Source organism: Bifidobacterium catenulatum subsp. kashiwanohense JCM 15439 = DSM 21854, assembly GCF_001042615.1.
Lineage (GTDB): Bacteria > Actinomycetota > Actinomycetes > Actinomycetales > Bifidobacteriaceae > Bifidobacterium > Bifidobacterium catenulatum.
On record NZ_AP012327.1, the window covers coordinates 1,614,776 to 1,639,964 of the forward strand.

Here is a 25,189-nt window from a genome sequence, read left to right on the forward strand (position 1 = left end):
GGAACAGTCCAACAATCATGATCACTCTTGAATTCACCGACGCAGCCACCATGGAACAGCAGGCTGTGCAGGCGGGTCTTACCCTGCCCATCGAACAGACCGCAGTGTGGGCCAAATATCAGAACACCATTGACGGACGTACGCCGTGGGGTGCGTATGTGGTGAAGCAGGACGGCGCGCCAATCGCATTCATCGCATTCATCGATTACGAAACCCATGGCTACCACTATTTGAGGTCCGTTCATGGTCCGGCTTGGCTTGACAAGCCTTCCGCACAGCTGGAAAAGCAGGTTCGTGACCTGCTTGTTGAGGACGTACGCAAACGCGATAAAAACGTTGTGTTCCTGCGTATCGACTTGTGGGATTTCGAAGGCTCGTTCCCGGTGCTTTCCACCGTTCCTTACAACGAGACCGTGTATGTGGACATCACCGGTGGTGATGAGGCGGTTCTTGCACGCATGAAGAAGCGTGGCCGCCGCGACGTACGTAAGGCGTTGAGGGAGAGTCCTGCCGCTTGCGCCGATGAGACCGCGCAGGCGATGGCTGATTTCTCCGAATACTACGAGGTCATGGTCGATACCGCCAACCGTGACGGATTCTCCCCCGCCCCGATGAGCGACTACGTCGATATGATCAGCAATCTTGGTCCTGATCATGCTCGCGTATTCGCGGCACGTATCGACGGCAAGGTTGTGGCATGGTCCATCGTCACCATCAACGGCGATCACGCGGTCTACTACTATGCGTGCATGCGCACGGAAATCATGAGCCAGCATGTTCCCGACAAGCTGATTTACGTTATATGCTGCGCGCTTGGAGAGCAAGGTTGCACAGTGCTTGATTTAATGGGCATCGGCAACGATTTCGCGCCTTCATTGAAGAGTTTGAACGGATTCAAGACGAAATTCTCCGAGAGCATCGCACAGATTTCCGCAGGTCGCGATATTCCGGTCAAGAGGGCATTCTACCGTTCGCTCACGCTGCTGCAGTCTCTGCGTTGCAAACTGCGCAAGTAATAATCGCGCCTCACGACGAATAGTGCAAAATATCGCGCAAAGGGGGATGCATCGAATCAATATCGCTGCATCCCCCTTTGTATTGCATCACAGATTGTTGTATCGATGGATCGTCGACAACAACCGACGATCCATCATCGCCATGCATATATGCGATTACCGCACGTCATCGGAAGATGCATCATCCGCATGTTCAGTATTGGCAGCATCTTCGGAAACGTCAGTATCTTCATCTTCAGCAAGATCTGGACCGACACTGCCGAAATCGTTGATATCGAAATCAGGATTGGCGTCAGATTCGAAATCGAGATCCGCCTCGTCCTGTCCCTTACGCGGTTCCGGCTCAACAGCCTCCTGGAAGACACGTTCCGACTTCGGCTTCTTCAAATCGGGATTGACTTTCTCTTCCAGCATGAGACGTGCATCGCCAGCCGTGGTGAAGCTACCGCAAATCAGCACACCGTAACCATAGCCAACACCAAGCTCATCATCGGCGTCAACCATATTAACAGCCTCCTGAATGGCATCCGGCAGTTCAGGAACACACGTAACCCTTTCCGCACCAAACACGCGTTCAGCAACCGTTTTCAGGTCTTCCGCGGGCATCACACGATCACGCCACGAGTTTTCAGTGACAATCACATGGCTCAGTAATGGTTCGAGCACACCCAAATACTCTTCGACCTGCTTGTCTCCCATCATGGCAATCACGCCGACGAGCTGCTGGAAATCGTAATTTTCCTCAATCGCGGCACGCAACGATTCTGCCGCATTCACATTATGCCCGCCATCCAGAATGATCGTTGGCGATGTACGAATCTGCTCGATGCGGCCTGGAATCCTCACCGTGCTCAACGCCTCAGCCACAAGATCACCGTCAAGTGCACCGTTGACGGGAATCACCACTTCCGCCGCGCACAGGGCCGCGAGTGCATTATGCGCCTGATGTTCGCCGAATTTGGCGACCGGCACTTCCGCGTACGTGCCATTCGGCGTACGCAGGGTCACAACCTGACCGCCAACTGCCGGAATGCGGGTCACAACTTCAGCTTCGATGCCGTCTCGCACCAGATTGGCATGGTTTTCCGCCGCCGCTTCCTCGATAATCGGCATGACGGCCTCTTCATGCGGTTGACGCCCGATGACCGCGGTGCAGCCCGGCTTGATAATGCCGACTTTTTCGGATGCGATCTGTTCCACGGTATTGCCAAGCCATGCCATATGGTCCATGTCGATCGGTCCGATAATGGCCGCATCGGCATCGAGCACGTTGGTGGCGTCCCAGCGGCCGCCCATACCGACCTCAACGATGGCCACATCGACCGGAGCGTCGGCGAACTTCCAGATGGCCATGGCGGTAAGCACTTCGAAGAAGCTCATTTTTGGCTTGTCGAGTTTCCTCATCTTCATGTCGACCATGGCTACAAGGTCTTTGATTTGATCCCAGGCATCAACGAAATCATCGTCGGAAAGCTGCTGTCCATCGATGGCGATGCGCTCGTTGACATGTTCAAGATGCGGTGACGTGTACAAACCGGTTCGCATGCCGTAGGCGCGGCAGATCGCCTCGGCCATGCGCGCGGTAGACCCTTTGCCGTTGGTTCCAGTGATGTGAATAACACGGAACGACTGCTCGGGATGTCCCATGATGTCGAGGATCATCTTCATGCGTTGCAGGTCAAGATTGGTGGTATTGCGCTCTGACGGGCGGCTCATGATGTCGCGTTCGACGTCGATCATGCTTTCATTGTTACGATTCGGATGTTCGAATGACATATTCTTTCGGATTCCTCCCCTACCTTGGGATTGCTCACTCAATCTCCCCTATTCTATGTGCTTGCATGAACGTTGCGCGGCGCAAAAAGTTATAGGATGGTTTGCGGTAATTGCGTAAGCATGGATAACCATATTCAGGAGATGTGATGAACGAAGTCATTACCGCTAAAGACAAGGAGTATGAAGCCATGGAGCAGTCCAGCGCCCCCGGCCCCGATCAGGCGATGAGCGACCGTGTGAACAATCGTTCGCTGCGCCCGCGTTCCGAGGCGTTCAAGGAGTTCATGACCACCGGTTGGGATGATAATGAGCCGGTTATTGAACCGTTGGAGTCTTCCCATTACATTCAGGCTCGTCTTGACACGCTGGGTAAGGCTTTTCCCGGAGAGCGTATTGTGATTCCGGCCGGTCAGCCGAAGGTGCGCAACAATGACTGCGACTATGCGTTCCGTCCGGATACGACGTTTTCGTATTACACCGGTTTGGGTGAAGACTACGAGGCCGGTGCAGTGCTGGTGTTGAATCCGGTTGATCCTGATTCTCCGGAGGCTGCGGCCGGCAAGACGCATGTGCCGGAATTGTTTGTGGCTCCGCGTGCGAACCACTATACGCAGGACTTTTTCATGAATGCCCATTATGGAGAATATTGGGTTGGACCTCGTGCCGGCTTGCAGGAGATGACTGCAATGACCGGTATTGAGACCAATGACATTGCACAGCTGTCTGACGCATTGAGCAAGGATGTCGGCTCTGAGGCTGGTGCCGTGCGTGTGCGTGTGATTCGCGAGGCTGATCCGCAGATCACCGAAATGGTGGAGGATATTCGCGAGGCGAACGGTTTCGCCGATCCGGATGGCAACACCAATGCCGATGACAAGCTTCATGAGTTTGCCGCCGAGGCTCGCATGTGCAAGGACGAATATGAGATTCGTGAAATGCGCAAGGCCGTTGCCGCAACCAAGCATGGTTTCGACAATATTCTACGCAAGCTGCCGTCGTCGCTCGACAAGCCTCGTTCGGAACGTATGTTGGAAGGCGCGTTCAATGCCATTTCCCGTGAGGAAGGCAATGAGGTCGGCTACGATACGATCATCGCTTCCGGCGCTCATGCGCCGATTCTGCATTGGATGCGTAACACCGGTACCGTGGAGTCCGGCGATCTGCTGCTGATTGATGCCGGTGTGGAGGTCAATAGCTTGTATACGGCCGATATCACGCGCACGTTCCCGACCAACGGTAAGTTCACTGATTTCCAGAAAAAGTTGTATCAGGCGGTTTTGGACTCCCAGCAGGCTGGTTTTGAGGCTGCCAGGCCGGGTGCCACGTATTCCGACATTCATCATGCGTGCATGCGTGTGATCGCCGAGCGTCTGCATGATTGGGGTATTCTTCCGGTCGATGTCGAGGAGTCGCTTTCTCCGGAAGGACAGCAGCATCGCCGTTGGCTCGCCTGTGGTGTGGCCCATCATCTTGGTTTGGATGTGCATGATTGCGCTCAGGCACGTTATGAGTCGTATCAGGGTGCTGCGATTCGCCCTGGCATGATTTTCACGATTGAACCGGGTCTGTATTTCCGCGCGGATGATCTGTTGATTCCACCGGAGTATCGAGGCATCGGCATTCGCGTTGAAGATGATGTGCTGATGACTGAGGATGGTCCGGAATGGATTTCCGCCGGCATTCCAAAGCAGATCGATGAGGTCGAACAGTGGATGGCCAGCATGGCTGCCGAAGGTGCAAAGGCCTGATATGCCAACGCCTGAATTCATTCTCGAGTTACGCAAGAAAATCGGCCACGACCTCCTATGGCTAATGGGCGTCTCCGGCTATGTCGAAGACGAGCAGGGTCGTGTACTTCTTGGCAAGCGTTCCGATACCGGCGAATGGGCCATGGTGTATGGCATTAATGAACCCGGCGAAGAGCCTGCCGACACGGTGGCACGTGAAGTCAAAGAAGAGACTGGTGTGGATGTTATCGTCACCGATTTGGTGTCGGTGAAGTCCTCCCATAAGGTGCTTACGTATGCGAATGGCGACAACACCATGTATATGAACCACCTGTTTATATGCAGGCCGGATCCAAATGGCAATGCCGAACCGTTCGTAGGTGACGAGGAGAGCCTCAACGTAGGCTGGTTCTCCCCCGACGACCTGCCTCAGCCCCTGGCCGACACCACAGTGGAACGCATGGGCTACGTGCGTGAGTACATCAAAAACAAGGCGAACGGCGATGCACACGCGCAATTCTCCTTCAACGGTACGATTCACTGAACACAGTCACAATTGAATATATAAACTATAAGAGCTGGTGTGACGATCATGAACCGTCACACCAGCTCTTGTGTATGTCAGGAAGCCACGAAACTCACTCCGGCATCAAATTCCTTTGGCGAGCAACTCGTGCAGCTGGGCGCGATGCTTTCGCTGTTCACGCGGATCAGGCACCGGCAACGATGCCAACAACTTCTGCGTGTAGGGATTCCGCGGGTTATTCATAACCTGATCGGCATCACCATGTTCCACAATCTCACCCTTATGCATCACCATAATGCGATCGGCCAGCATATCGACCACGGCAAGATCATGGGTGATGAACAGGCACGCGAAACCTATTTCCGCCTGCAGTTTCTTGAACAGCTCCAACACCTTCGCCTGTACCGACACATCCAATGCAGAAGTCGGCTCGTCAGCGATAAGCAGGCTCGGCTTAAGAGCCAGCGCTCGTGCCAAGGAGGCACGCTGACGCTGACCGCCAGAAAGCTCATGCGGGAATCGGTTCATATACGCACGCGGCAACTGCACCATTTCGAGCAAATCTCCCACATAGTCGCTCGCTTCCGACACAGACGAGTACTTTTTATGCACGATCAGCGGTTCTGCCACATTCTCCGCGATGGTCATCAACGGGTTGAATGAACTACCCGGATCTTGGAACACGAAGCCAATATCAGCACGCTTGGGTTTGAACTGACGTTCCTTGACACCGTTCATTTCCACACCCAACACGTTCAGGGAACCGCCGGACACCCTCTGCAAGCCCGCGATGGCACGACCGGTAGTGGATTTACCGGAACCGGACTCGCCGACCAATCCCAGCACTTCGGAACGGTGAATAGTGAAATCAATACCATTGACTGCCTTGAAATCAGGCTGCGTCAAATGCCCCGGATAGGTGATAGTCAGCCCCTTGGCCTCAACGGCAATAGGTTGGTCATGCCAATCCTTGCTGCGTTCAATCGCCTTGCCCTGCTCATCACGAACGACCAGTTTCTGCCCGATACGCGGCACAGCTGCGAGCAACCGCTTGGTGTAATCGTCTTCTGGCGAGTAGAAGATCTGTTCGACGCTTCCCTGCTCGACCACATGACCTCGATACATGACCACCACTTCATCGGCGATATCGGCGATCACACCCATATTATGAGTAATAATCAGCACGGAAGCGCCGAATTCGTCACGGGCAAGACGCAACAAGTCAAGGATTTCGGCCTGCACGGTCACGTCGAGTGCGGTAGTCGGTTCGTCAGCCAGAATCAGACCTGGATTGAGTACCAACGCCATGGCGATGACGATACGCTGTTTTTGTCCACCTGAAAACTGATGCGGATAGTAGTCAATTCGAGTTTCAGCATCAGGAATACCTACTTTTTTGAGGATATCCACGGACTTGGCACGAAGCTCCTTCTTGTCTTTCATGCCGTGAGCGCGAAGTCCCTCTTCGATTTGCCATCCGATGGTATACACCGGATTAAGTACCGAATTAGGTTCCTGGAACACCATGGCCGCTTCTGATCCGCGCATACGACGCAGATCTTCTCCGGAAAGGGACAATACATCAAGCTGCTTATTGCCTTCACGGTTCGACAGATAAATCGCGCCGGAAGTGGTTGCCGTCTCCGGCAACAACTTGATAATTGAACGTGCGGTCACGGATTTTCCGGAACCTGATTCGCCGACCACGCCCACCACGGTTTTGCGTGGGATGGTGAAGCTGATTTTGTCGATGGCTTTGATGGATCCTGCGTCGGTCATGAAGGAGACGCTCAGATCCTTGACTTGCGCAAGATTGGTTTGTTCGTCATTCATTGCGTCACTCTTCTTCCTTGGAGCCCCATTCGGAGGCGGTAAATGACGGGTCGCGATCCGTGACGGTCACTGGCTGATCGCTGGCTCCCATTGGATTCTTGGCGGCCGCGAGCTCGGCCATGACCTCGTTGCGAACGCCTGGCTTCTGGTTGGGATCAACCGAAGTATCTTCGATGGATCCAACCACCTCACCAGCGGATTTGCGTGCACGCAGACGCGGGTCGGCAAGGTCATTGAGGGATTCGCCCACCAAGGTGATGCCCAGAACAATCAATACGATGGCAATACCTGGGAACACTGCAGTCCACCAAATGCCCGCGGTGACGTCCGACACAGAACGATTCAGATCGTAACCCCATTCAGCAGCTGCAGTAGGTTCGATGCCGAATCCAAGGAAGCCCAATCCCGCAAGAGTCAAAATCGCTTCGGACGAGTTCAACGTCAAAATAACCGGTAACGTTCTGGTGGAGTTCTTAAGAAGGTGCTTGGTCATGATGCGCCATGTCGACGCGCCCACCACGCGAGCGGAATCAACGTAAGCGGATTCCTTGATGCGAATGACCTCAGATCGAATGGTACGGAAATACTGCGGAATATAGACCACGGTGATGGAGATACCCGAAGCGAGAATGCCACTCCACAGACCAGACTGACCGCCGGAAATCATAATGGCCATCAGAATCGCAAGCAGCAGAGAGGGGAAAGAGTAGATGGCGTCGGCGATCATGACGAGCACACGATCCACCCAACCACCGAAATATCCGGAAACCAAACCGAGCAATACACCCGCGAAAATAGAAAGCAGCACAGCGATTACAATCGCAATGACCGCAGTACGAGAGCCCCAAATCACACGGCTGAACACGTCATAACCACCTGCGGTGGTACCCCAAATATGTTCGGATGAGGGCGCTGCCTGAGCTGGGAATGAAACTCCATTGGCATCTTTGAGCTGCGCATAGCCGTACGGCGCAATGACAGGCGCAAACAAGGCCACGAGCAGGAAGAACGCGGTAAGCAACAGGCCGGTAATCAGCATGCCTTTCTGCCAACCGACCGCTACGCGAAGCTCCTTGATGATTGGAATCTTGGCCCAGAACGGAGCTTTCCTGTTGACTTTGAGATCGTTCAGACGAGTGTCACCCGGGACGGTGACGTTATTTGCTGATGCAGTCATATCAGTACCTCACTCTCGGATCCACCAACGCGGCAATAACGTCAACGATGAAGTTGACGACGGCCACGATGATGGCTATCAGAATCACAATGCCCTGCACCGCTACGAAGTCACGTGCTTTCAGATATTGGGACAACATGAATCCGAGTCCCTTCCATTCGAAGGTGGTTTCGGTAAGCACCGCGCCGGCGAGCATCAATGCAATCTGCATGCCCATAACGGTGATGATTGGAATAAGCGCCGGTCTCCATGCATGCTTGCTGAGCAGGCGCTTTTCGGAGACGCCACGCGAACGCGCAGCCTCGACATAGCCGGAATTGTAAGTGGAAATCACATTGGTACGCACCAAACGAATAAACACGCCTGCGGTGAGCAATCCCAATGCCAGCGCAGGAAGCACGGCGTGACGCAGCACGTCGGTAAGCACGCTCATATCACCTAGCTGCAGTGCATCGATAATGTAGAAGCCGGTCGGAGAGACGAGTCGGGCGAACTGCATTTCCGAAGACAACGAGCATCGACCGGATGCCGGCAACACGTTCAGCCAGATGGCGAAAATGAGTTTGAGGACCAATCCCAGGAAGAACACGGGGGTGGCATAGCACAGAATGGCAAAGGTTCGAATGCCTGCATCGGCAGCGTGATCGCGTCTGCACGCAGCTACACGGCCTAAGCCGATACCTACGATCAAAGCAACAATGAGCGATAGGAGCGCCAACTCGAAAGTCGCTGATCCGTAATGGACAAGAATGCTGATAACCGGCTGATTATCAGTCAACGTAGTGCCGAGATCCCCATGGAGCAAACCCCCAAGGTAATCGATATATTGCACAATAAGAGGACGGTCGTAGCCGGCCGCATGAACACGCTTTTGCAACTCGTCAGGGGTAAGACGACCACCCAATGCCGCAGAAATAGGATCGCCTGTAGCTCGCATCACAAAAAACACGACGGTGACGAGAATGAAAACGGTTGGAATAATGAGCAGGAATCGAGTCAGGACGAAACGGAAAAATCCGCCTGACAAATGATTCTTTTTGGCTTGTTTCGGCTTCGCCTCCTGAGAGACGGCCGGAGCTGCTGTGTCTGACACGCGATGCTCCTCGATAAGAAGCCTGTACGGCTTTGATTTACAACAATATCGAATTACTGCGCCGTTTCAGGCAGATAATTCGGGAAATGGGGACCTCCGGCCATAGACCGGGGATCCCCAGTGGTTTTCTATGCAGGCTGCGGCAGGTCATGCCGCACATCCGCACACATCACGCCTTGGTGACAGATGCGAAACGGAAACGGAAGGAAGCGTCGAGCACAACACCCTTCACGTTGACGCCGGTAACTGCAACCTGCGCACCCTGCAGCAGCGGGATGGTGGACAGGTCTTCGGTTTCAAGGGTCTGAATCTTCTTGAGCAGATCCTCACGGGCGCTTTCGTCGGTTTCACCAGCCTGCTCCATAATCAAATCGTTGATTTCGGAGTTGGAGTAAGCGTTGTTCACGAAGTTGCCGTCACGGAAGAACGGAGACAGATAGTTATCCGGGTCGGAGTAATCCGGGAACCAGCCGAGCTGGTAGACCGGGTAGGATCCATCAGAGTCCTCGGTAACAACACGGTCTTTGTTGTACTGGGTCCATTCGGTGGACTGCAGGTCGACCTTGAACAGACCACCCTCCTCGAGCTGAGCCTTGAGAGCCGCATACTCGTCGGCGGAAGAGGATCCATAGTGGTCCGGATTGTACTGCAGCTTGAGCTCAACCGGAGTGGAAACGCCTGCGTCCTCAAGAACCTTCTTGGCCTTGTCGGCGCTCGGCTTGCCGTTGCCGTCACCATACGCGGTCTTGAAGGTGTCTTCGTGACCAACTAAACCGTCCGGAATGTAGGAGTACATCGGGGTGTACGTGTCCTTATAGACCTTGGTCGCCAACTCCTCGCGGTCGATGAGGTTAGCGACGGCCTGACGCACAGCCTTGGCCTTGTCGGCATTCGGTTCATCGGACTTGGTGCCGTACGGCTGGATGTTGAAGTTGAAGACCAGGAAGCGTTCCTCACCGCCCGGACCCTTGACAACCTTGACCTTGGAGTCCTTGGACAGATCATCGATATCGGTCGGAGTCAGAGAACGGTAGGCCACGTCGACCTGCCCCTGCTGCACGGCCATCTTCAGGTTGGAAGAATCGGCAAAGTACTTGACCTGAACAGTGCTGTTCTTGGCTGGGGTCAGACCCTGATAAGAGTCGTTCTTGGAGTATCCTGCAACCTCATTGGCCTTGTAGGAGGTCAGAATGTATGGGCCAGCGAAAGCCTTCTTCTTGATGATGGTGTCAGCATCAGTGAGCTTGTCGGCGGAGAAGACCTCTTCGTCAACAATCGGACCAGCCGGGCTGGAAAGCACCTGCTTGAGGGTCACATCGTTCTTGACTTTGGAATGGAATACCACAGTGGTGTCATCTGGCGTATCGATGGATTCGATGTTGGCCAGCAACGAGCTCGGACCATTCTCATCGTTGATCGTATTGACACGGTCGAAGGAGAACTTGACATCGGACGAAGTCAGGTCGTGACCATTGGCGAACTTCAGGCCAGACTTGATCTTAACGGTGAATTCAGTGCCGTCGCCGCTCCAAGTACCGTCATCCGCAGCAATGTCCGGAGACAGTTCAGAGGTGTTGTAATCCTGTGCATACAGGAACGGGAACACGTTGATTTGAACGGCATAGGAACTGTTGTCATAGGAGCCGGCAGGGTCAACGCTAGTAACCTTGTCTGTGGTGCCGACGGTAATGACATCCGCATTCCCCGATGCGGAACCGCTATCTTTTACTCCGCCGCATGCCGCGAGCGAGGCCAGCGCGGCAACCGAAACAGCTGCAGCGATAATCTTCTTGTGATTCACTATGGAATCCTTTCTCTTCCTGCTGTCGTAATTGGCACTCCAAAACGACGTGCCATAAGAGTAGGGCACACTTTGTTAGCGGAACATTTCACGGAAGTTCATTTTGCGACACTACCCTTTCTCGATCCAGCAAAAACCCAGCAATCACAACGCTTTTGCAATTAATTATTTTCCGAAGAAAGTGTGTCAAATAATGAGACAGCTAATCCCATATTGAGAATCGACATCCTTTATGACACGCCGAAAGACGGAACTTGCATCAAATAATTAACGGCGTTAATGTATCAACTAGTTCAACGAAGGGTCCGTGCACTGGCGCAAGGAGGTGTTATGAGTAATTACAGCGCTCAGCAATCATCGATTTCCGAAAACAATCGATCCCGCATCCTGCAATACCTGTATCACAACGGCATCTGCTCACGTGCGCAAATCGCAAAAGCAATCGGATTGACCCCTGCGGCAATCACCAAAATCACGGCAAAACTACTCGCACAGAACATCATCGAAGAAACCGGCGACATGGAAGGCGATAAGAATCGTCGTTCCATCGGGTTGAATCTCAACTGCGGAAAATACCATGTGATTGGCTTGAAATTCGCACGAAGCTTGGTGCAAATCGGTCTGTTCGACCTTCAATGCAACCGTATTTCGCTTACCGATCTTCCGACCGTCAGCGAAGAAAACATCGACGAGACAGTCAAGCAGATCCACAACACCATTCGTCGCCTCATCGCCGAAGATGAGAAAATCGTGGCAGTCGGCATGGCAGTCCCCGGACCATACCTTGTCGAAGAAGGGCATACCGCACTCGTCTCCTCCATGCAGGGCTGGCGCAAAGTCAATTTCATCAAGGAATTCAGCGAAGCCTTCGACGTACCTGTGTTTGTAGAGCAAGATGCACGCGCAGGCGCTTTGGCACAGTTCCTGTTCAATCCGGAACTGTTCGAAGGATCCCTCGCCTACTATCTGCTCGGCGAAGGCATCGGTCTTGGCATCATCGACAATGGCACGATCTACTACGGGGCCCACGGCACCGCCACCGAAATCGGACACATCTCCGTTGACGTCAACGGCAAGCCCTGTGACTGCGGCAATTACGGATGTCTCGAACGTTACTGCTCGGCCAATGCAATCCACGAAATGCTCAACAAGCAACCGTATATCGTTCCCGGATGCGAAACCATGACGCACGCACAGGCATGTGCCGCGCTATTCGCCAAAAACGCTGCCGGAGATGAAGCGGCCGCGGAACTCATCTCTGAAATCGCACGATATATCGGGTACGGCGCAGTCAACATCATCAACGCATTCAACCCGACGCATATCGTACTTGGAGACATCGTTTCCAGAGCCGGACAGCCGCTACTTGACGAAGTCAAGCAGGTCGTTCGAGAACGCACCATTCCCGAAATCAGCCGCAATACCGGAATCACCTTGTCCGCACTACCCACTGATGCCACCGTCACCGGCGCCGCAGCCGTGGCCATCACCAATTTTCTAGAGCATCCTTCGATGTTCTTTGACGTCGCATAGCACGCCACAACCAAAGAAAGGAACACCATGTCCAAGCCAATCGTCATCTCTCTCGGCGAAATCCTGTGGGATATGCTCCCCACCGGCAAACGTGCCGGCGGCGCACCCGTCAATTTCGCATACCATGCGTCTCAGAACGGCGCGGAAAGCTTCGCCATCAGTGCGGTCGGCAACGACGAACTGGGCAATGAGCTGCTTGCAGACGCCCACAAGGCCGGTATCAACACGCTGGTGCAGGCCAACGAATACCCGACAGGCACGGTTGACGTGGCTCTGACCAACGGCATTCCGGAATACACCATCGTCGAAAACGTGGCATGGGATCATATCAAGCTCACCGACGAGCTCATTGAAGCCGTATCCAAGGCCGACGCCGTCTGCTTCGGCACCCTCGGCCTGCGCTCCCCTGAATCCCACGACACCATCGTCGAGCTGCTCAAGCACACCAAGGAAGGCGCACTGAAGTTCTTCGACATCAACCTGCGTGCCAACTTCTACTCCAATGAACTCATCGAAGAGCTGCTCAGCTACGCGAACATCTTCAAGATCAACGACGAAGAGCTGATCATGATGCGCGACATGTTCTCCATTCCTGCATGCAATGACGAAGAGGCATGCAAGTGGTTCATCGACCGCTTCAACCTCGAGTACATCATTCTGACCGGCGGTGCCACGTTCAGTACCATCACCGCCAAGGATGGCGAGATCTCCACTCTGCGGACCCCGCATGTCGAGGTTGCAGACACCGTCGGTGCCGGCGATTCCTTCTCCGGCTCCTTCACCGGCAAGCTGCTGACCGGCGCTCCGCTCAAGGAAGCCCATCGTGCCGCCGTGAACACCGCGGCCTACGTGTGCACCAAGGAAGGCGGCTGGCCGACCTACCCGGCGGAAGGCGTTCCGGATTATCTCGCCGAAGCCGGTAAGTAATCCCAGTTTCCCCTTTCATCACCACCAACGAGGCCATGCCTGCCATCATGGCCTCGTTTTTCATGCTCATATTCAATCCGCAATTGGTGCAATCCCGAACTTCTATGCCCGCCCATGTTCCAACTTCGCTCACAGCACAAGAAAAGCAGCATATGATTTGCGATTATTGACATTTCGTGATACCTTAAAAAGTCCGGTCTTGTACCGGGTGCTTGATAATTCAAGATTGGGGATGATCGGTTTCGACGGTGACCTGTTCGTCGCAGGGAAGCGTGCCGAGAACGTAGGGTCCGCTCGTGGATGCCCCCTACAAAAGAATAAGTGCTAAATCTAACCGCACTGAGTTCGCTCTCGCTGCCTGAGCTTCGCGCCAGGATTAACCAGCGAGCAGCCGCTCCGTTCACTCCTTCTCGTCTTTGGGAGGATGTTGAGCGTCGTTAAGAAGACTTGCTTTGTCGGTTGAGCCACAGGGCCGGCAAGGGACTTTTACTGTAGATATGCTCGCCATCAGTTGTCTGCGACATCGATGGGGGCAGAAAAACCGCCGCACGGCCAGCAGACTACGCACGTAGAAGACTGAGGGTTCGGTTATCGGACCGGGGTTCGATTCCCCGCATCTCCACGGATTGAAAGCCGCCAGAAATGGCGGCTTTTCCTTTATTCCCAACGGTTTGCACCACTTCCCCAATTCACTGCAAATCACTCCAAATCACTGCAATTACCGCAAAGACGTGGGCAAAATGTGGGCACGAATCAAGCCGCCAGACTCCTACCCTCGCCAATCGCCCTCACCAGCAATCCATCCATCGCATCGCCGACGGCATCCAAATCATCATCAAACAGATCCGCATACACGTCCAAGGTCATCGTGGCGCTCTTATGCCCCAGCTGCCTTTGCACCGCCTTGACATTCGCGCCGGCATGCACCAGCAGTGAGGCGCACGTATGCCGCAGGTCGTGAATCGTCATCGAGTCCGCGATCGCATCACCGAGACTGCGCTTCTTCGCCCAGTAAAACCAGCTCGACGTGCTGCAGGGCCCGTGCGTCTTCCGTAGATGCGAGCCGGTGCGCCTGTCGGGGAAAAGCAGGTCGGACTGCCGACGGCCATCGCAGGCGTCTTCGAGACATGGCCGCAGCAAGCGCGGGAAGATGACGGTGCGCTCCTCCCCTGTTTTCGGCACGTCCACCACGATCTCATGACACACCTCCGTTGCCGACCTGCGCACATGGATACGCTGCCGCTTCAAATCAACGTCTCCGGCCTGCAAGCCCTCCAGCTCGCCCCAACGCAATCCACACAGGCCGAGCGTGAGCACAATGGGCCTTCCCAGTCGGAGGCGGCAGACCACGTAAAAAAGAACGAATAACAACACGAAGACCCCGGCCACCCGCATACCGCGAGCGTCAGGGTCTTGCTGTTATCCCTTTTTCCTGATTTCCTGGATTATCTGTGGTCCGGCCGTGACAGCTCCGATGAGCGCGCCGAAAGCGGCCGCCACCGATTGTCCGAGCGCGGCGCAGACGACCGCGCTTCCGAATCCGATGATCGGGAGGATCGAATAGGCGGTAGTGGCTATGATCATGCAGATATTCTGCGCTTTATGGTCCTTGGCTGCGACCTCATTCGATGTTTTTTGAGCTTCGATCTCCGCGTCGAGCGATTTCTCGGCCATGGTGATGATCCGGTCCGCGGCTCCTGGCTGGATCCGCTCGTAGCCTGCGAATTCGTCGACGGTCGGCAGTGGGGCGGAACGCCATTGAAGGGCTACCTGCTGGACGCCTTCTCCCGTTCCATCGACTCGTGAAGAGTCCGGCCGACCCTGTTCCACGCCGCCATCTGGAGTTCCGTGGCCGATTTCACCTGAATCGGCGACCTGTATTCCACGCGTCCCGTCACCGCTATCCTCGTTCCGGCAGCCGCTCCGCGCCGCATCGATTCCATCATCGTCTTCATGCTCATCGTCCACGGCACCTCCTTGCTTTCGTCTTCAATTTACCGGCGAGCGCGTGGCTTCGTCAACGTTTCTTCACAATCTGGATAATCCTGACACATTTTGATGATTTTGGTGAGCGCGGTTCGTCGTGTTCTGACTTGCATTACTTTCATTGTTATAGTATGATAGTTATATCAGGAAAGGAGGTGAACATGACACCATCGGAGATCATCGCCAGCATCTCGCTCCTCGTCGCGAGCCTCGCGGCCCTCATCAAAGCTGTGACCGGACTCATCAAGGAGATGAGGCGGAAGCCGAAGAGGAAAAGTGAGAAAGGGTTCCGGCCAGTCGTAGGGGCCGGAACCCCATATCTCCGATTATGTCATGGAACATCATGAGAACGGAATCGATAGTCAGCGCGGTATTCGCGCTCGGAACGGCGGCCAGCGCATGGTTCGGCTGGCCTTTCGCGCTCACCGCCGGATGCGCCATCGTCAGCGCCGTCTTCGCGCTCATCGCCGGAAGGAAGGACTGCCATGCCCATTGAATATCTGAGCTTTACCGAAGTGGCCGGACGCCTCGGCGTCAAGACGGGCGCCCTCGCCACCTACAAGCTCCCCCAGCCGGACGCCACCATCGGACGCACGCGCGGCTGGCTCCCCGAGACCATCGACCAATGGAACGCGCAACGCCCCGGCCGCGGTGTCGGCGGAGGACGACCACGCAAGAAAGCTGAATAAAAACGAAAAAGCCCCCCCCAGCAATGCTGAGAGAGGACCTACTCGTACTCAATGCACGAGTAGGTCATAGTATTCTTACATTTCTCCAACATGATGTTAGAGAAATGAAAGGTTTCTACTCGGAATACTGGGCCTTCAACTCGCTGACGCCGATCAACGCGCCAACCAGCACGGCCAGAGCGTTCAACGTGGTCACGATCTGGTCAACGCGCCATGCCGCTACTACACGAAAGGCTAACGCTCATTCTCCGACGATCATGGAATGGTGATGCTCACTCCGGAGCAAGCCATGAGCGAAGACGCCGACAAAATCATGCGCAAGCGCGAACTCAATGCCAAGAAGCAATTCAGCGACGCCGCCGTATGGCTTCAGGAGCGTGGCGTGATAAAGAAGCTGGAACCCGCGTCACTCGGCAAGAACGCGGGCTTCCTGCTGCTGCTTGGCAACGACGAGGAGAATCTGGCGGTGGAACGTTGGGCAAGAAAATGCCTGAACCTGCCGATGGTCTGGTGAAATGTGGGCAAAATGTGGGCAAAAAACGCAATCAACGTTTAAAAACTGCATGTTTTCAACGTTTCCATGACAAGACCGTACGGGGTCGATTCCCCGCATCTTCACGAATTGAAAGCCGCCAGAAATGGCGGCTTTTTTCTTTTATTCCCAACAGTTTTCAAAAGATTTCCGAGTTTACCGCACATTACCCCCGATGTATCGGATATTCTAAAAAATGTTGCCAGAAATCCCCTTCTCGTCTTACTTGATCTCACATACCCCACCCCATCACAAATCGCATATAATCGCAGCATCAAATTCCGCGTGTCGACTTGCATTAACCGCTTAAGTGGTTAACATAGTTAATAAATCAACCTAGTTATCGCGTCACAGCAGACGACGTCAAGGAAGGACTTGATCGATGACCTGCACTTACTCTCCCGAAGCCTACGTATTCGGCTCCGCAGAAAACCATGACCTGCTCGAGGCGGAAACCAACGAGCTCCTGCACTTCGGCCACAACTTCCCCGCCCCGCAGGGTGGCTCCTATTGGCTGGACGCTAGCGGCAATCCTGATCTGACCCAAAGCATCCACACGTGGATCACCTGCCGTATGGCACACGTGTATTCCTTGGGATTCCTGCATGGCGAGCCAGGTGCAGCCGAACTGGTCGACAAGGCCATCGCCGGTCTACGCGGTCCGCTGCATGACGATGAAAACGGCGGATGGTATCCGTCCATTTCCGCAGACGGCTCCACACATGAAGCAGGCAAGGTCTGTTACGCTCACGCTTTCGTGATTCTTGCTGCCACTTCCGCCAAGCTTATCGGCCGTCCGGGCTCTGACGAGCTGCTCGAAGAGGCTCTGGCAACCTACGACAAGCATTTCTGGGATGATGAGATCGGTTTGGCCGTCGATACTTGGAACACGGAATTCACTAAGCTTGACTCCTACCGTGGCATCAACGCCAACATGCACACCACCGAAGCGTTCCTCGCCGTCGCCGATGTGACCGGCAACGAGGAATACCGCGAGCGTGCGGGCCGTATCATCGACCATGTGGTCGGCTGGGCGTCCAACAACAGCTGGCGCATTCCAGAGCATTTCACTGCCGACTGGCAGCCGGACCTCGAATGCAACCACGACAAGCCGGACGATCAGTTCAAGCCGTACGGAGCAACCCCAGGCCATGGCATTGAATGGGCTCGTCTCATTACCCAGTATGCGCTGAGCTCCAAGCAGCGTTCCGAAGAAGGCAAACAGCAGCTTATCGAAGCAGCCGAGAACCTGTTCACCCAAGCACTTTCCGACGCATGGAACGCCGAAGGCACCATTGGCTTGGCCTATACCACCGATTGGAACGGCAAGCCCGTCGTCACCGACCGTATGCATTGGACCCTCGCCGAATCAGTGAACACCTCCGCCACGCTGGCCACCGTCACCGGCAAGCAGGTGTACAAGGACTGGTATGCAATCTTCTGGAAGTACATCGACGAATACCTAATCGACCACGAGAATGGTTCCTGGTTCCACCAGCTGAACAAGGACAACGAGGTCATCGGCACCGTCTGGCCAGGCAAGTCCGACCTGTACCACGCCACGCAGTGCACACTGATCCCGCGTCTCAATCCGGCGGTTTCCGTCGCTCCGGCAATGAAGGCCAATCCGAACGCCTGACGGCACGCAATGATAAAACTTCTCCTTTTTTCTTCTCCTATTCGCGAAGAACCCCGGTCACCGCACAAGGCAACCGGGGTTCTTCGTATATTAAACCAGATTACTCAGCGTATGCGATTCTCCTATTTTCAGCCACGTCTTCACCACTATTTGATGATCGGTCGTAGAGGCGCGGACACGTCGACGTTGTGTTTGTCTCCGATCACATTTGGATCGTTGATGATCTTGTCGACAACAGCTTTCTTCAACTTAAGATCGGAAGAGTCACCCCATACGATCACGCGGTCTCCCCCATTGGTTTCCGTAGTAATGGAATCCTGAGTTTCAGCCGTCACCTTAGTAATGGAGTTACGCATCGACTCAGGCAACGAGCTCAGAATCTTCAGTGCCTCCTTAATGGAGCGGTTACTCAGACTCGTATCGACATCCTTCACTTCGATAACGGGAATTCCATCCACGGAGGCACCGCTGACGGAATTCAATATACGAGCCTTGCTATCGACCGCGGTCATGCTGTCTTCACCTGTTTTAAGCATCGCAGCTGGCTTTTGCGCTTTGATGGTCACTTCAAGGGAGTTCGGAAGTTGCTTCTTGGATTGCGCGGAAGTGACTCCCGGTATCTCCTTGATTTTCTTCTCCACATCGTTATTCGATACCAGCAGAATCGATTTACCGGCCTGCTGATCGGCAATATCCAATACCTGCGACTCGCTCACCCATTCGTTGGCCCCGACAACGGAAATATTGCCAGGTTCAAGACGAAACAACGATGAGAAGAAAAACAACCATGCCAACGCCACCACGACGGCCGCAACTGCGGCCGACACGAAGGCCCGCATCGCCACAACACGCGTATTCGCCTTACGTCGTTCTTTCAAACGCGCGCTGAAATCAACCACTTTCGGGCGGGTGGCCACCCCCAAAGTGCCAGTGGTTTCCTCCAACGTCTTCGCAACGAAATCCTCACCTGCAAGATTGCGCGCATCCACGAAGTCACCCGACCGGGAACGACTCGTCTTGCTCTTGCCTCCATGCTCCATTCCGGCTTCCGCCTGCGCATGGTTCACGGAAGACGACGAACGTCCCGTTCCTCCGGCAATGGAACGACCCTTCGGCTGAGACTGAGCCGGGGAGTCGGAATGATTACGGCTTTGGATGGTCCTGCCGTGCGACGCATGCTTTTCAAACGTCGTTGCAGAACCATCCGAACCCGTGCCGGAGCTGACGACCCTTCGCGCCATCAGCCCTCACAATCCCAACGATGAGCCTGAAGCGCGTGCAATATCACCTCGTCCATCTGCGTGATATCACCCGCGCCAACGGTGAAGATGACATCACCATGATGGGCACGCATCACCATCATCTGCGCCGCAGTGTGCATGTCTTCCACTCCACGGATCCAATCCTCGGCAGGCGTGTGGTCAAGCTTGAGAGCCTCATCCACAATGGTGTCCGGGCCGACCGTCGGATAATCCTCCTGCTTTTCACGTGCGGGGAAAATGCCCGTGACAATCACATCATCCGCCTTGGCCAGCGCCTCCGCGAATGCTTCCGCGAAGAACTTGGTGCGAGAGAACAAGTGCGGCTGGAAAATCACACGAATCGCCGACTGCGGATATTTACGGCGGGCAGCATCCAGCAAAGCCGAAATCTCAGTGGGATGATGCGCGTAATCGTCGACGACGGTCACCTGGCTGACGGTGCCGCGCACTTGGAAGCGACGGACGGCGCCGAGGAACGACGTGGCCGCTTCGGCGGCCTTCTCAATGTCGACCCCCAACAATGCGGCCGCGATAATCGCCGCGGAAGCATTGCGCGCATTGTGAATGCCTGGAACGGCGAGTGTTACGGAAACCATACGTTCCTGTTCGCACAGCAGTCCCGCAGGCACATGCAAGGTGAAATGTTCGGCACCGCTCTGCGCGCTTTCGCTTTCCGATTCGATATGCACGAACGCCGCACCGTTCAGATCACCCAACGAAGCCGCATCCCGCGTCGCATACACGACCGTATGTGCTGCCGCAGACGCATCAAGAGCGCGCAACACAGCCAGATTCCCTTCGTCATCACCGCACATCACCACCGATTTGACGGCGTGCTGAACATGGTCCACGAAAGCCGCTCGATAGTTTTCCTGCGTTCCATAATGGTCGAGATGGTCAGCTTCGGAATTGGTGACAATCGCGATTTCCGGATGATATTTGGCAAAGCTTCCATCGGATTCGTCGGCTTCCGCCACAAGCACATCGCCTTGGCCTGCATGGCCTCCGTCAAGCATCATGCCGTCCTTGCCTTGGATGGATCCGCCAATGGCATAGCTTGGATCAGCCAGATTTCCCTCACCGGCATGGGTGAGAATATGGGCGAGCATGGAACTGGTCGTGGTTTTACCATGGGCTCCCGCAACCGTTACCGCACGTTTCGTGTTCATCAGCAACGAAAGAATGTCGCTGCGGTGCACGATGCGTTCGCCTGCCGCATGTGCTGCGACGATTTCCGGATTGTCAGGCTTGATGGCGCTGGAAAAAACGATAGTTTGTTTGCCTTCGACATTTTCCTCGCGCTGCCCGAATTCGACGGCAATACCAAGCCCCTGCAAACGATCGGTTTTGGCGCTGGGCTCACGATCTGAGCCATCCACCTCAACGCCCTGCTCGTGCAGCATCTCGGCAAGTACGCTCATGCCTGCACCTCCGATGCCGATGAAATGGGTGGCTCCCAGATCGTTCACGCCTTCCTGCTGGCTGAATGACACATGGGTTGGATCAAGAATAATGGTACCGGCTTCACGCTGGTTGTCAGTCACGACTGCTCCTCTTGTATATTGTGTTTAGCTTGTTCCATTATGGTCTCACCCATGGTCTCGTATTTAGCCAATCATGGGTGAGATTTGGAACGCGACGTCAAATGCGACGGACGCATCTGCCGTCGCTACGGCTTACCTTTCGTCAATCATGGAAAGCACACGCCTAGCCATGACTTCGGCGGCATCTCGAATACCGTATTTCCAAGCGTTATCGCCATACCTGGCAAGCGCATCCGAATCGGCTAGCAGATTCGGCACATGACGTTTGACCCATTCGGCAGTGAAGTCAGTGTCCGCCACCATCAGGCCACCTTCCGCATCGACAACCGGCTGAGCGTTGAAACGCTGCTCGCCGTTGCCGATCGGTAATGGAACATAAATCGCAGGAAGTCCCAAAGCAGTCAATTCCGAAACGGTGCCCGCTCCGGAGCGGCAGATAATCAGATCAGCGCAAGCGAACGCAAGATCGATACGTTCCAGGTAAGGCGCGACTCGATAATCACCGTCGTTGACATGTTCTGGTCCAAGCTCACCAAGCACCTGCTCTCCAGCACTCACCGACACCAACGAACGCACCTCATCGTCTTTGCCTTTTCCCGTCAGGTGAATCACCTGCGCATGTTCCAGCAATTCCTTGGCGGAAGCCGCCACCGCACGGTTCACGTTCACAGCACCCAACGATCCTCCGGTCACCACCACCAGAGGACGGTTCGGATCGACTCCCAGCTGTGCTGCAGCCGTTTGCCTTGTGGCTGCACGGTCATGTTCCATCCCTTCGGCTATTGCCGCGATTTCAGCACGCAACGGCAATCCCACACGTTCGACTTCAACACCCTTGCGTGGTTTCAAACCGGTTTGCGCGTACGCGGTGCCGATCATGGACGCCCAGCGTGCGCCCAGCTTGTTGGCCATGCCAGCACGGGCGTTCTGCTCATGCATCGCAATCGGAATGCCCATCTTGTGCGCAGCCGCATACACGGGAGCCGACGTGTATCCACCGAATCCGACGACCACCTGCGCCTCGTGACGGGTGAGGATGTCCCGGACCTTGGCCGTTTCAGCCTTCCACTGCGCGGGAAACTTCAATGCCGCCATATTGGGCCTACGGGGGAAGGGCACCTTCTCAATGGTTTCCAGCTCGAAGCCCGCTTGCGGAACCAACTCGTGTTCCAAACCGACTGCGGTGCCCACCACCGCGATATCGGCATCCGGCTCAAGCTCGCGAATCACATGTGCCACGGCGAGCAGAGGATTGACATGACCTGCCGTGCCACCGCCGGCTAGAACGATATGCTTCTGATTGCTCATAATGCACGAGCTTAGTCCACGGCATCCCGGCACACCATGCGCCATACCGATGCTCGCAAGGATACTCACATTTCATCTACGTTTGGGTGCCGTCGCATGCTACAGCACCCTGCAGGCAATAGTAGCTTTTCAGGCACGCTGAATCTCCGCTTGAATCTGCGGCTGCTGTTTCATCATGCTGATGGTCACGCCCGCGGCACCCAAACACAGAATCAACGACGAACCACCGGCCGACACGAAAGGCAAAGGCACACCCATCACGGGGAACAGCCCCACCACGACACCAATATTCACAAACGCCTGTCCGACGATCCACACGGTAATATTGGCCAGCACCAAAGTGATATATCTGTCATGTGCCTGGATGGCCACCACCAGCATGCACCATCCAAGCACAAGGAACAGCAGAATCACCAACGAAGCGCCAACGAAACCCGTTTCCTCACCAATGATGGCGAAAATGAAGTCGTTGTGCGCTTCCGGAAGATATCCCCATTTTTCTCCGGAATTGCCGATCCCAACACCCAGCAAGCCTCCGGAAGCCATGGCGTATTTGCCATGCACCGCCTGATAGCAGACACCCTGCATATCGGCTGTGGAACAAGTCTGATACGTAGCCATGATGCGACCAAGTCGATTCGGACTGCTGATAACAAGACCGCCAACCAAAGCCACACCGCCACATGCCACAATAGCCAGCCATTTGCCAGGAAAATTTCCCAGCAACAACGCGCTTCCCGCAATCGCAAGGAGAATCATGGCCGTACCAAGATCCTTGCCACCCACAACCAACAGCAATGCAAGACCAAGCCACACAATCAACTTGCGATACGCCTTGAACGGCTCCACCTTTTTTATCTGCTTCTGCGCGTCAATCAGCTCCCGAGGCAGCCATACGCATAGCGCAAGCTTGACGACCTCCGCCGGCTGGAAGGTAAATCCAAAAACGCCAATCCAACCTTTATTGCCCTGAACATCAATACCTAACGGAGTAAACGTCAACGATTGCAAGCATAGGGCGACAAATAGAAAAGCGAAACTGACTTTTCTGATAAGCTCCGCCGGAACCATCATGCAGGCCACACCCACAATAAGTCCGAGAACGCAGAATCCACCCTGCTTAATCGCTTGCGACCACGGAGATTGGCCATTGGCGATCATATTCACCGAAGAGCTGGAAAACACCATAATCACACCGAAAATGGTGAGGATAATCACAGAGACCCTAAACCCGTGAAAACACCAAATCGGATTAAGCAGACTTCGCAGACCGACATAACCACGAAAATCGTCGACCCGTCCTTCAGCAGCAGTCTGCCTCCTCTGACGGGTACCGTCACTCTGCTTGGTTCTAGGCTTCTCCATACTCATTCACCCAACGCTGAGCCTGCTGCGCGAACTGGTTTCCACGATCGGCATACGACTTGAACTGATCCATGGACGCGCAGGCAGGTGCCATCAGCACCACATCGCCGGATTGGGCATATTCACCCGCAGCATCGACAGCCCGTTCCATAATGACATCATTATTTGCCGGATCGATGATGGTCAACGGAATGTCGGGAGCGCTCATAGCAAACGCGTCCAAGATAGGCCGCTGATCTTTGCCGATGATGACCGCAGCTTTGATGGTGTGCGCCTGTTCTGCCACCAACTGTTCGAAACGGCTGCCCTTGGCTAATCCTCCAGCGATCCATACCACGGATTTGTCTGCAAAACTGTTGAGCGATGCCTTGGCCGCATGTGCATTGGTCGCTTTGGAATCATCCACGAAACGGATGCTGCCCCCATCTTGCGTGGTGGCGGTGGCGACGGTCTGAATGCGGTGCCCGCCTGGCGTGAATTGTTGCAGAGATGCGATAGCTTTTTCTTTGTCTGCACCAAGCCCCAGCACCAGCGCCAATGCGGTCAACGCGTCGGCAAGCAAATGCGGGTACACCGTGCCATCAGGCTCAGTCAGATGCGTGAACTCAGACACCTTGGCAACCTGCTCCGGCGTTCCGGGCTTGCCACCTGCGATGCCGGACATATCGACGATCCAGCCGTCTTTCACACCGATCTGACCATCTTGCGGCTCAGACAAAGTGAATCCGACCTTGCGGCAGCCTTCCGCCGTCTCGGCGGCGAACGCCAGCCTAGTCACACGCTCGTCATCAGCGTTGTATACCAAAGCCTTCTTGACGCGGTGGAAGACCTTCGCCTTATCCGCCGCATAATTATCAATGCCGCCATGCCAGTCAAGATGATCATCCGCAATATTGGTGATCGCAGCGCAATCCAAAGCCAGCGAATCGGTAAAATGCAACTGGAAGGAACTCAGCTCAACGCATAGCACATCATTTGCCGGATCGACTACGGCATGGGACACCGCCTTGCCGATGTTGCCAACAGCCGGTGCCGTCAGACCGCAAGCCGTCAGCATTTCCGAAGTCATTTCCGTAGTGGAAGTTTTGCCGTTGGTGCCGGTGATGCCGATCCATTGCGCTGGTTCTCCGGTGGAATCGCAATTCACTCGCAGCTGCCAAGCAAGCTCAACCTCACTCATCACAGGAATGCCACGACGTTGCGCCTCAAGAATAAACGGAGTCCTCGGATTGAACACCGGCGAAGTCATAACCAAATCAACATGATCCCAGTCGATGCGATCAAAGGAGTGCAAATCAGCATCGGGCTTCTTTTCATCCACACCAAGCACTTTTTCGGCACGGGAACCCAATACTTCCATCATGCTTTGTCCAGAAACTCCAAGACCCGCCACAATCACGGTCTTACCGCTCATATCCATATCCATCATCCTTCGATTGTCGAAACCTCATATGC

Annotated in this window: 22 protein-coding genes and 1 other RNA gene; 11 read left to right on the top strand and 12 right to left on the bottom strand. The window is 54.8% G+C overall.

The features are described from left to right. The first annotated feature begins 17 nt into the window (after nucleotides 1-17). Nucleotides 18-1,016, top strand: coding sequence for a lipid II:glycine glycyltransferase FemX (locus BBKW_RS07030; protein WP_033500505.1), 999 nt, complete (start codon nucleotides 18-20; stop codon nucleotides 1,014-1,016). 156 nt (nucleotides 1,017-1,172) lie between these two features. Here the strand turns inward: BBKW_RS07030 and BBKW_RS07035 are convergent, their stop codons facing one another. After that, nucleotides 1,173-2,756, bottom strand: coding sequence for a bifunctional folylpolyglutamate synthase/dihydrofolate synthase (locus BBKW_RS07035; RefSeq protein WP_033500600.1), 1,584 nt, complete (start codon nucleotides 2,754-2,756; stop codon nucleotides 1,173-1,175). A 182-nt stretch (nucleotides 2,757-2,938) separates the two neighbouring features. Between BBKW_RS07035 and BBKW_RS07040 the strand changes: the two genes are divergently transcribed. Together BBKW_RS07040 and BBKW_RS07045 are read left to right on the top strand one after the other, a co-directional pair. Next, nucleotides 2,939-4,540, top strand: coding sequence for an aminopeptidase P family protein (locus BBKW_RS07040; RefSeq protein ID WP_033500504.1), 1,602 nt, complete (start codon nucleotides 2,939-2,941; stop codon nucleotides 4,538-4,540). A gap of 1 nt (nucleotide 4,541) precedes the next feature. Next, on the top strand, nucleotides 4,542-5,063 hold the full coding sequence (locus tag BBKW_RS07045; protein ID WP_033500503.1) for an NUDIX hydrolase: 522 nt from the start codon (nucleotides 4,542-4,544) through the stop codon (nucleotides 5,061-5,063). 105 nt (nucleotides 5,064-5,168) lie between these two features. Here BBKW_RS07045 and BBKW_RS07050 read toward each other — a convergent pair whose 3' ends face one another. The 4 genes from BBKW_RS07050 to BBKW_RS07065 all read right to left on the bottom strand — a co-directional run bounded on the left by BBKW_RS07050 (nucleotide 5,169) and on the right by BBKW_RS07065 (nucleotide 10,949). After that, complete coding sequence (locus BBKW_RS07050) at nucleotides 5,169-6,878, bottom strand: dipeptide ABC transporter ATP-binding protein (protein ID WP_033500502.1); 1,710 nt, start codon at nucleotides 6,876-6,878, stop codon at nucleotides 5,169-5,171. Between the two features lie 4 nt (nucleotides 6,879-6,882). Beyond that, on the bottom strand, nucleotides 6,883-8,055 hold the full coding sequence (locus tag BBKW_RS07055) for an ABC transporter permease (protein WP_033500501.1): 1,173 nt from the start codon (nucleotides 8,053-8,055) through the stop codon (nucleotides 6,883-6,885). 1 nt (nucleotide 8,056) lies between these two features. Further along, on the bottom strand, nucleotides 8,057-9,148 hold the full coding sequence (locus tag BBKW_RS07060; protein WP_033500500.1) for an ABC transporter permease: 1,092 nt from the start codon (nucleotides 9,146-9,148) through the stop codon (nucleotides 8,057-8,059). A gap of 169 nt (nucleotides 9,149-9,317) precedes the next feature. Further along, nucleotides 9,318-10,949 carry an ABC transporter substrate-binding protein gene (locus BBKW_RS07065; protein ID WP_033500499.1) on the bottom strand — a complete coding sequence of 544 codons (1,632 nt, stop codon included), beginning with the start codon at nucleotides 10,947-10,949 and terminating at the stop codon, nucleotides 9,318-9,320. A gap of 330 nt (nucleotides 10,950-11,279) precedes the next feature. Between BBKW_RS07065 and BBKW_RS07070 the strand changes: the two genes are divergently transcribed. From BBKW_RS07070 to ssrA, 3 genes are all read left to right on the top strand, one after another. After that, nucleotides 11,280-12,482 carry an ROK family transcriptional regulator gene (locus BBKW_RS07070; protein WP_033500498.1) on the top strand — a complete coding sequence of 401 codons (1,203 nt, stop codon included), beginning with the start codon at nucleotides 11,280-11,282 and terminating at the stop codon, nucleotides 12,480-12,482. Nucleotides 12,483-12,509: 27 nt separating this feature from the next. After that, nucleotides 12,510-13,409: a carbohydrate kinase family protein gene (locus tag BBKW_RS07075; protein ID WP_033500497.1), complete on the top strand. Its 900-nt coding sequence runs from the start codon at nucleotides 12,510-12,512 to the stop codon at nucleotides 13,407-13,409. Between the two features lie 228 nt (nucleotides 13,410-13,637). Further along, nucleotides 13,638-14,034: a transfer-messenger RNA gene (gene ssrA, locus BBKW_RS09970) on the top strand. 128 nt (nucleotides 14,035-14,162) lie between these two features. Here ssrA and BBKW_RS07080 read toward each other — a convergent pair. Both BBKW_RS07080 and BBKW_RS07085 read right to left on the bottom strand, forming a co-directional pair. After that, the gene (locus BBKW_RS07080; protein WP_231858467.1) at nucleotides 14,163-14,726 is read right to left on the bottom strand and encodes a tyrosine-type recombinase/integrase; all 564 of its coding nucleotides are present in this window, start codon (nucleotides 14,724-14,726) and stop codon (nucleotides 14,163-14,165) included. Between the two features lie 102 nt (nucleotides 14,727-14,828). Beyond that, entirely contained in the window at nucleotides 14,829-15,377 is a 549-nt protein-coding gene (locus tag BBKW_RS07085) for a DUF2335 domain-containing protein (RefSeq protein WP_033500496.1), read from the bottom strand. Between the two features lie 179 nt (nucleotides 15,378-15,556). Here BBKW_RS07085 and BBKW_RS10740 point away from each other — a divergent pair, with 179 nt between their 5' ends. The 5 genes from BBKW_RS10740 to BBKW_RS07105 all read left to right on the top strand — a co-directional run bounded on the left by BBKW_RS10740 (nucleotide 15,557) and on the right by BBKW_RS07105 (nucleotide 18,255). Continuing rightward, nucleotides 15,557-15,742, top strand: a complete 186-nt coding sequence (locus tag BBKW_RS10740) for a hypothetical protein (protein ID WP_162198771.1) — start codon at nucleotides 15,557-15,559, stop codon at nucleotides 15,740-15,742. Continuing rightward, entirely contained in the window at nucleotides 15,739-15,891 is a 153-nt protein-coding gene (locus tag BBKW_RS10815; protein ID WP_128832345.1) for a hypothetical protein, read from the top strand. Before BBKW_RS10740 ends, BBKW_RS10815 begins: the two co-directional genes overlap by 4 nt. Continuing rightward, on the top strand, nucleotides 15,881-16,084 hold the full coding sequence (locus BBKW_RS07095) for a hypothetical protein (RefSeq protein WP_033500494.1): 204 nt from the start codon (nucleotides 15,881-15,883) through the stop codon (nucleotides 16,082-16,084). Before BBKW_RS10815 ends, BBKW_RS07095 begins: the two co-directional genes overlap by 11 nt. Before the next feature lie 268 nt (nucleotides 16,085-16,352). Further along, a complete protein-coding gene (locus BBKW_RS09915) occupies nucleotides 16,353-16,598 on the top strand; it encodes a hypothetical protein (protein ID WP_051920271.1) in 246 nt (81 codons plus the stop codon). Between the two features lie 400 nt (nucleotides 16,599-16,998). After that, nucleotides 16,999-18,255 (top strand): AGE family epimerase/isomerase, encoded by a 1,257-nt coding sequence (locus BBKW_RS07105; RefSeq protein ID WP_033500493.1) that lies wholly within the window; start codon nucleotides 16,999-17,001, stop codon nucleotides 18,253-18,255. 146 nt (nucleotides 18,256-18,401) lie between these two features. Here BBKW_RS07105 and BBKW_RS07110 read toward each other — a convergent pair whose 3' ends face one another. From BBKW_RS07110 to murD, 5 genes are all read right to left on the bottom strand, one after another. Beyond that, nucleotides 18,402-19,496 (bottom strand): cell division protein FtsQ/DivIB, encoded by a 1,095-nt coding sequence (locus tag BBKW_RS07110; protein ID WP_033500492.1) that lies wholly within the window; start codon nucleotides 19,494-19,496, stop codon nucleotides 18,402-18,404. Continuing rightward, nucleotides 19,496-21,061 carry a UDP-N-acetylmuramate--L-alanine ligase gene (murC, locus tag BBKW_RS07115; RefSeq protein ID WP_033500491.1) on the bottom strand — a complete coding sequence of 522 codons (1,566 nt, stop codon included), beginning with the start codon at nucleotides 21,059-21,061 and terminating at the stop codon, nucleotides 19,496-19,498. Before murC ends, BBKW_RS07110 begins: the two co-directional genes overlap by 1 nt. A 132-nt stretch (nucleotides 21,062-21,193) precedes the next feature. Then, entirely contained in the window at nucleotides 21,194-22,369 is a 1,176-nt protein-coding gene (gene murG, locus BBKW_RS07120) for an undecaprenyldiphospho-muramoylpentapeptide beta-N-acetylglucosaminyltransferase (protein ID WP_033500598.1), read from the bottom strand. A 129-nt stretch (nucleotides 22,370-22,498) separates the two neighbouring features. After that, the gene (locus BBKW_RS07125) at nucleotides 22,499-23,740 is read right to left on the bottom strand and encodes a peptidoglycan glycosyltransferase FtsW (protein WP_278748546.1); all 1,242 of its coding nucleotides are present in this window, start codon (nucleotides 23,738-23,740) and stop codon (nucleotides 22,499-22,501) included. Then, nucleotides 23,721-25,160 carry a UDP-N-acetylmuramoyl-L-alanine--D-glutamate ligase gene (gene murD / locus BBKW_RS07130; protein WP_193786572.1) on the bottom strand — a complete coding sequence of 480 codons (1,440 nt, stop codon included), beginning with the start codon at nucleotides 25,158-25,160 and terminating at the stop codon, nucleotides 23,721-23,723. The genes BBKW_RS07125 and murD overlap by 20 nt, the downstream gene beginning before the upstream one ends. Nucleotides 25,161-25,189: the final 29 nt, after the last annotated feature.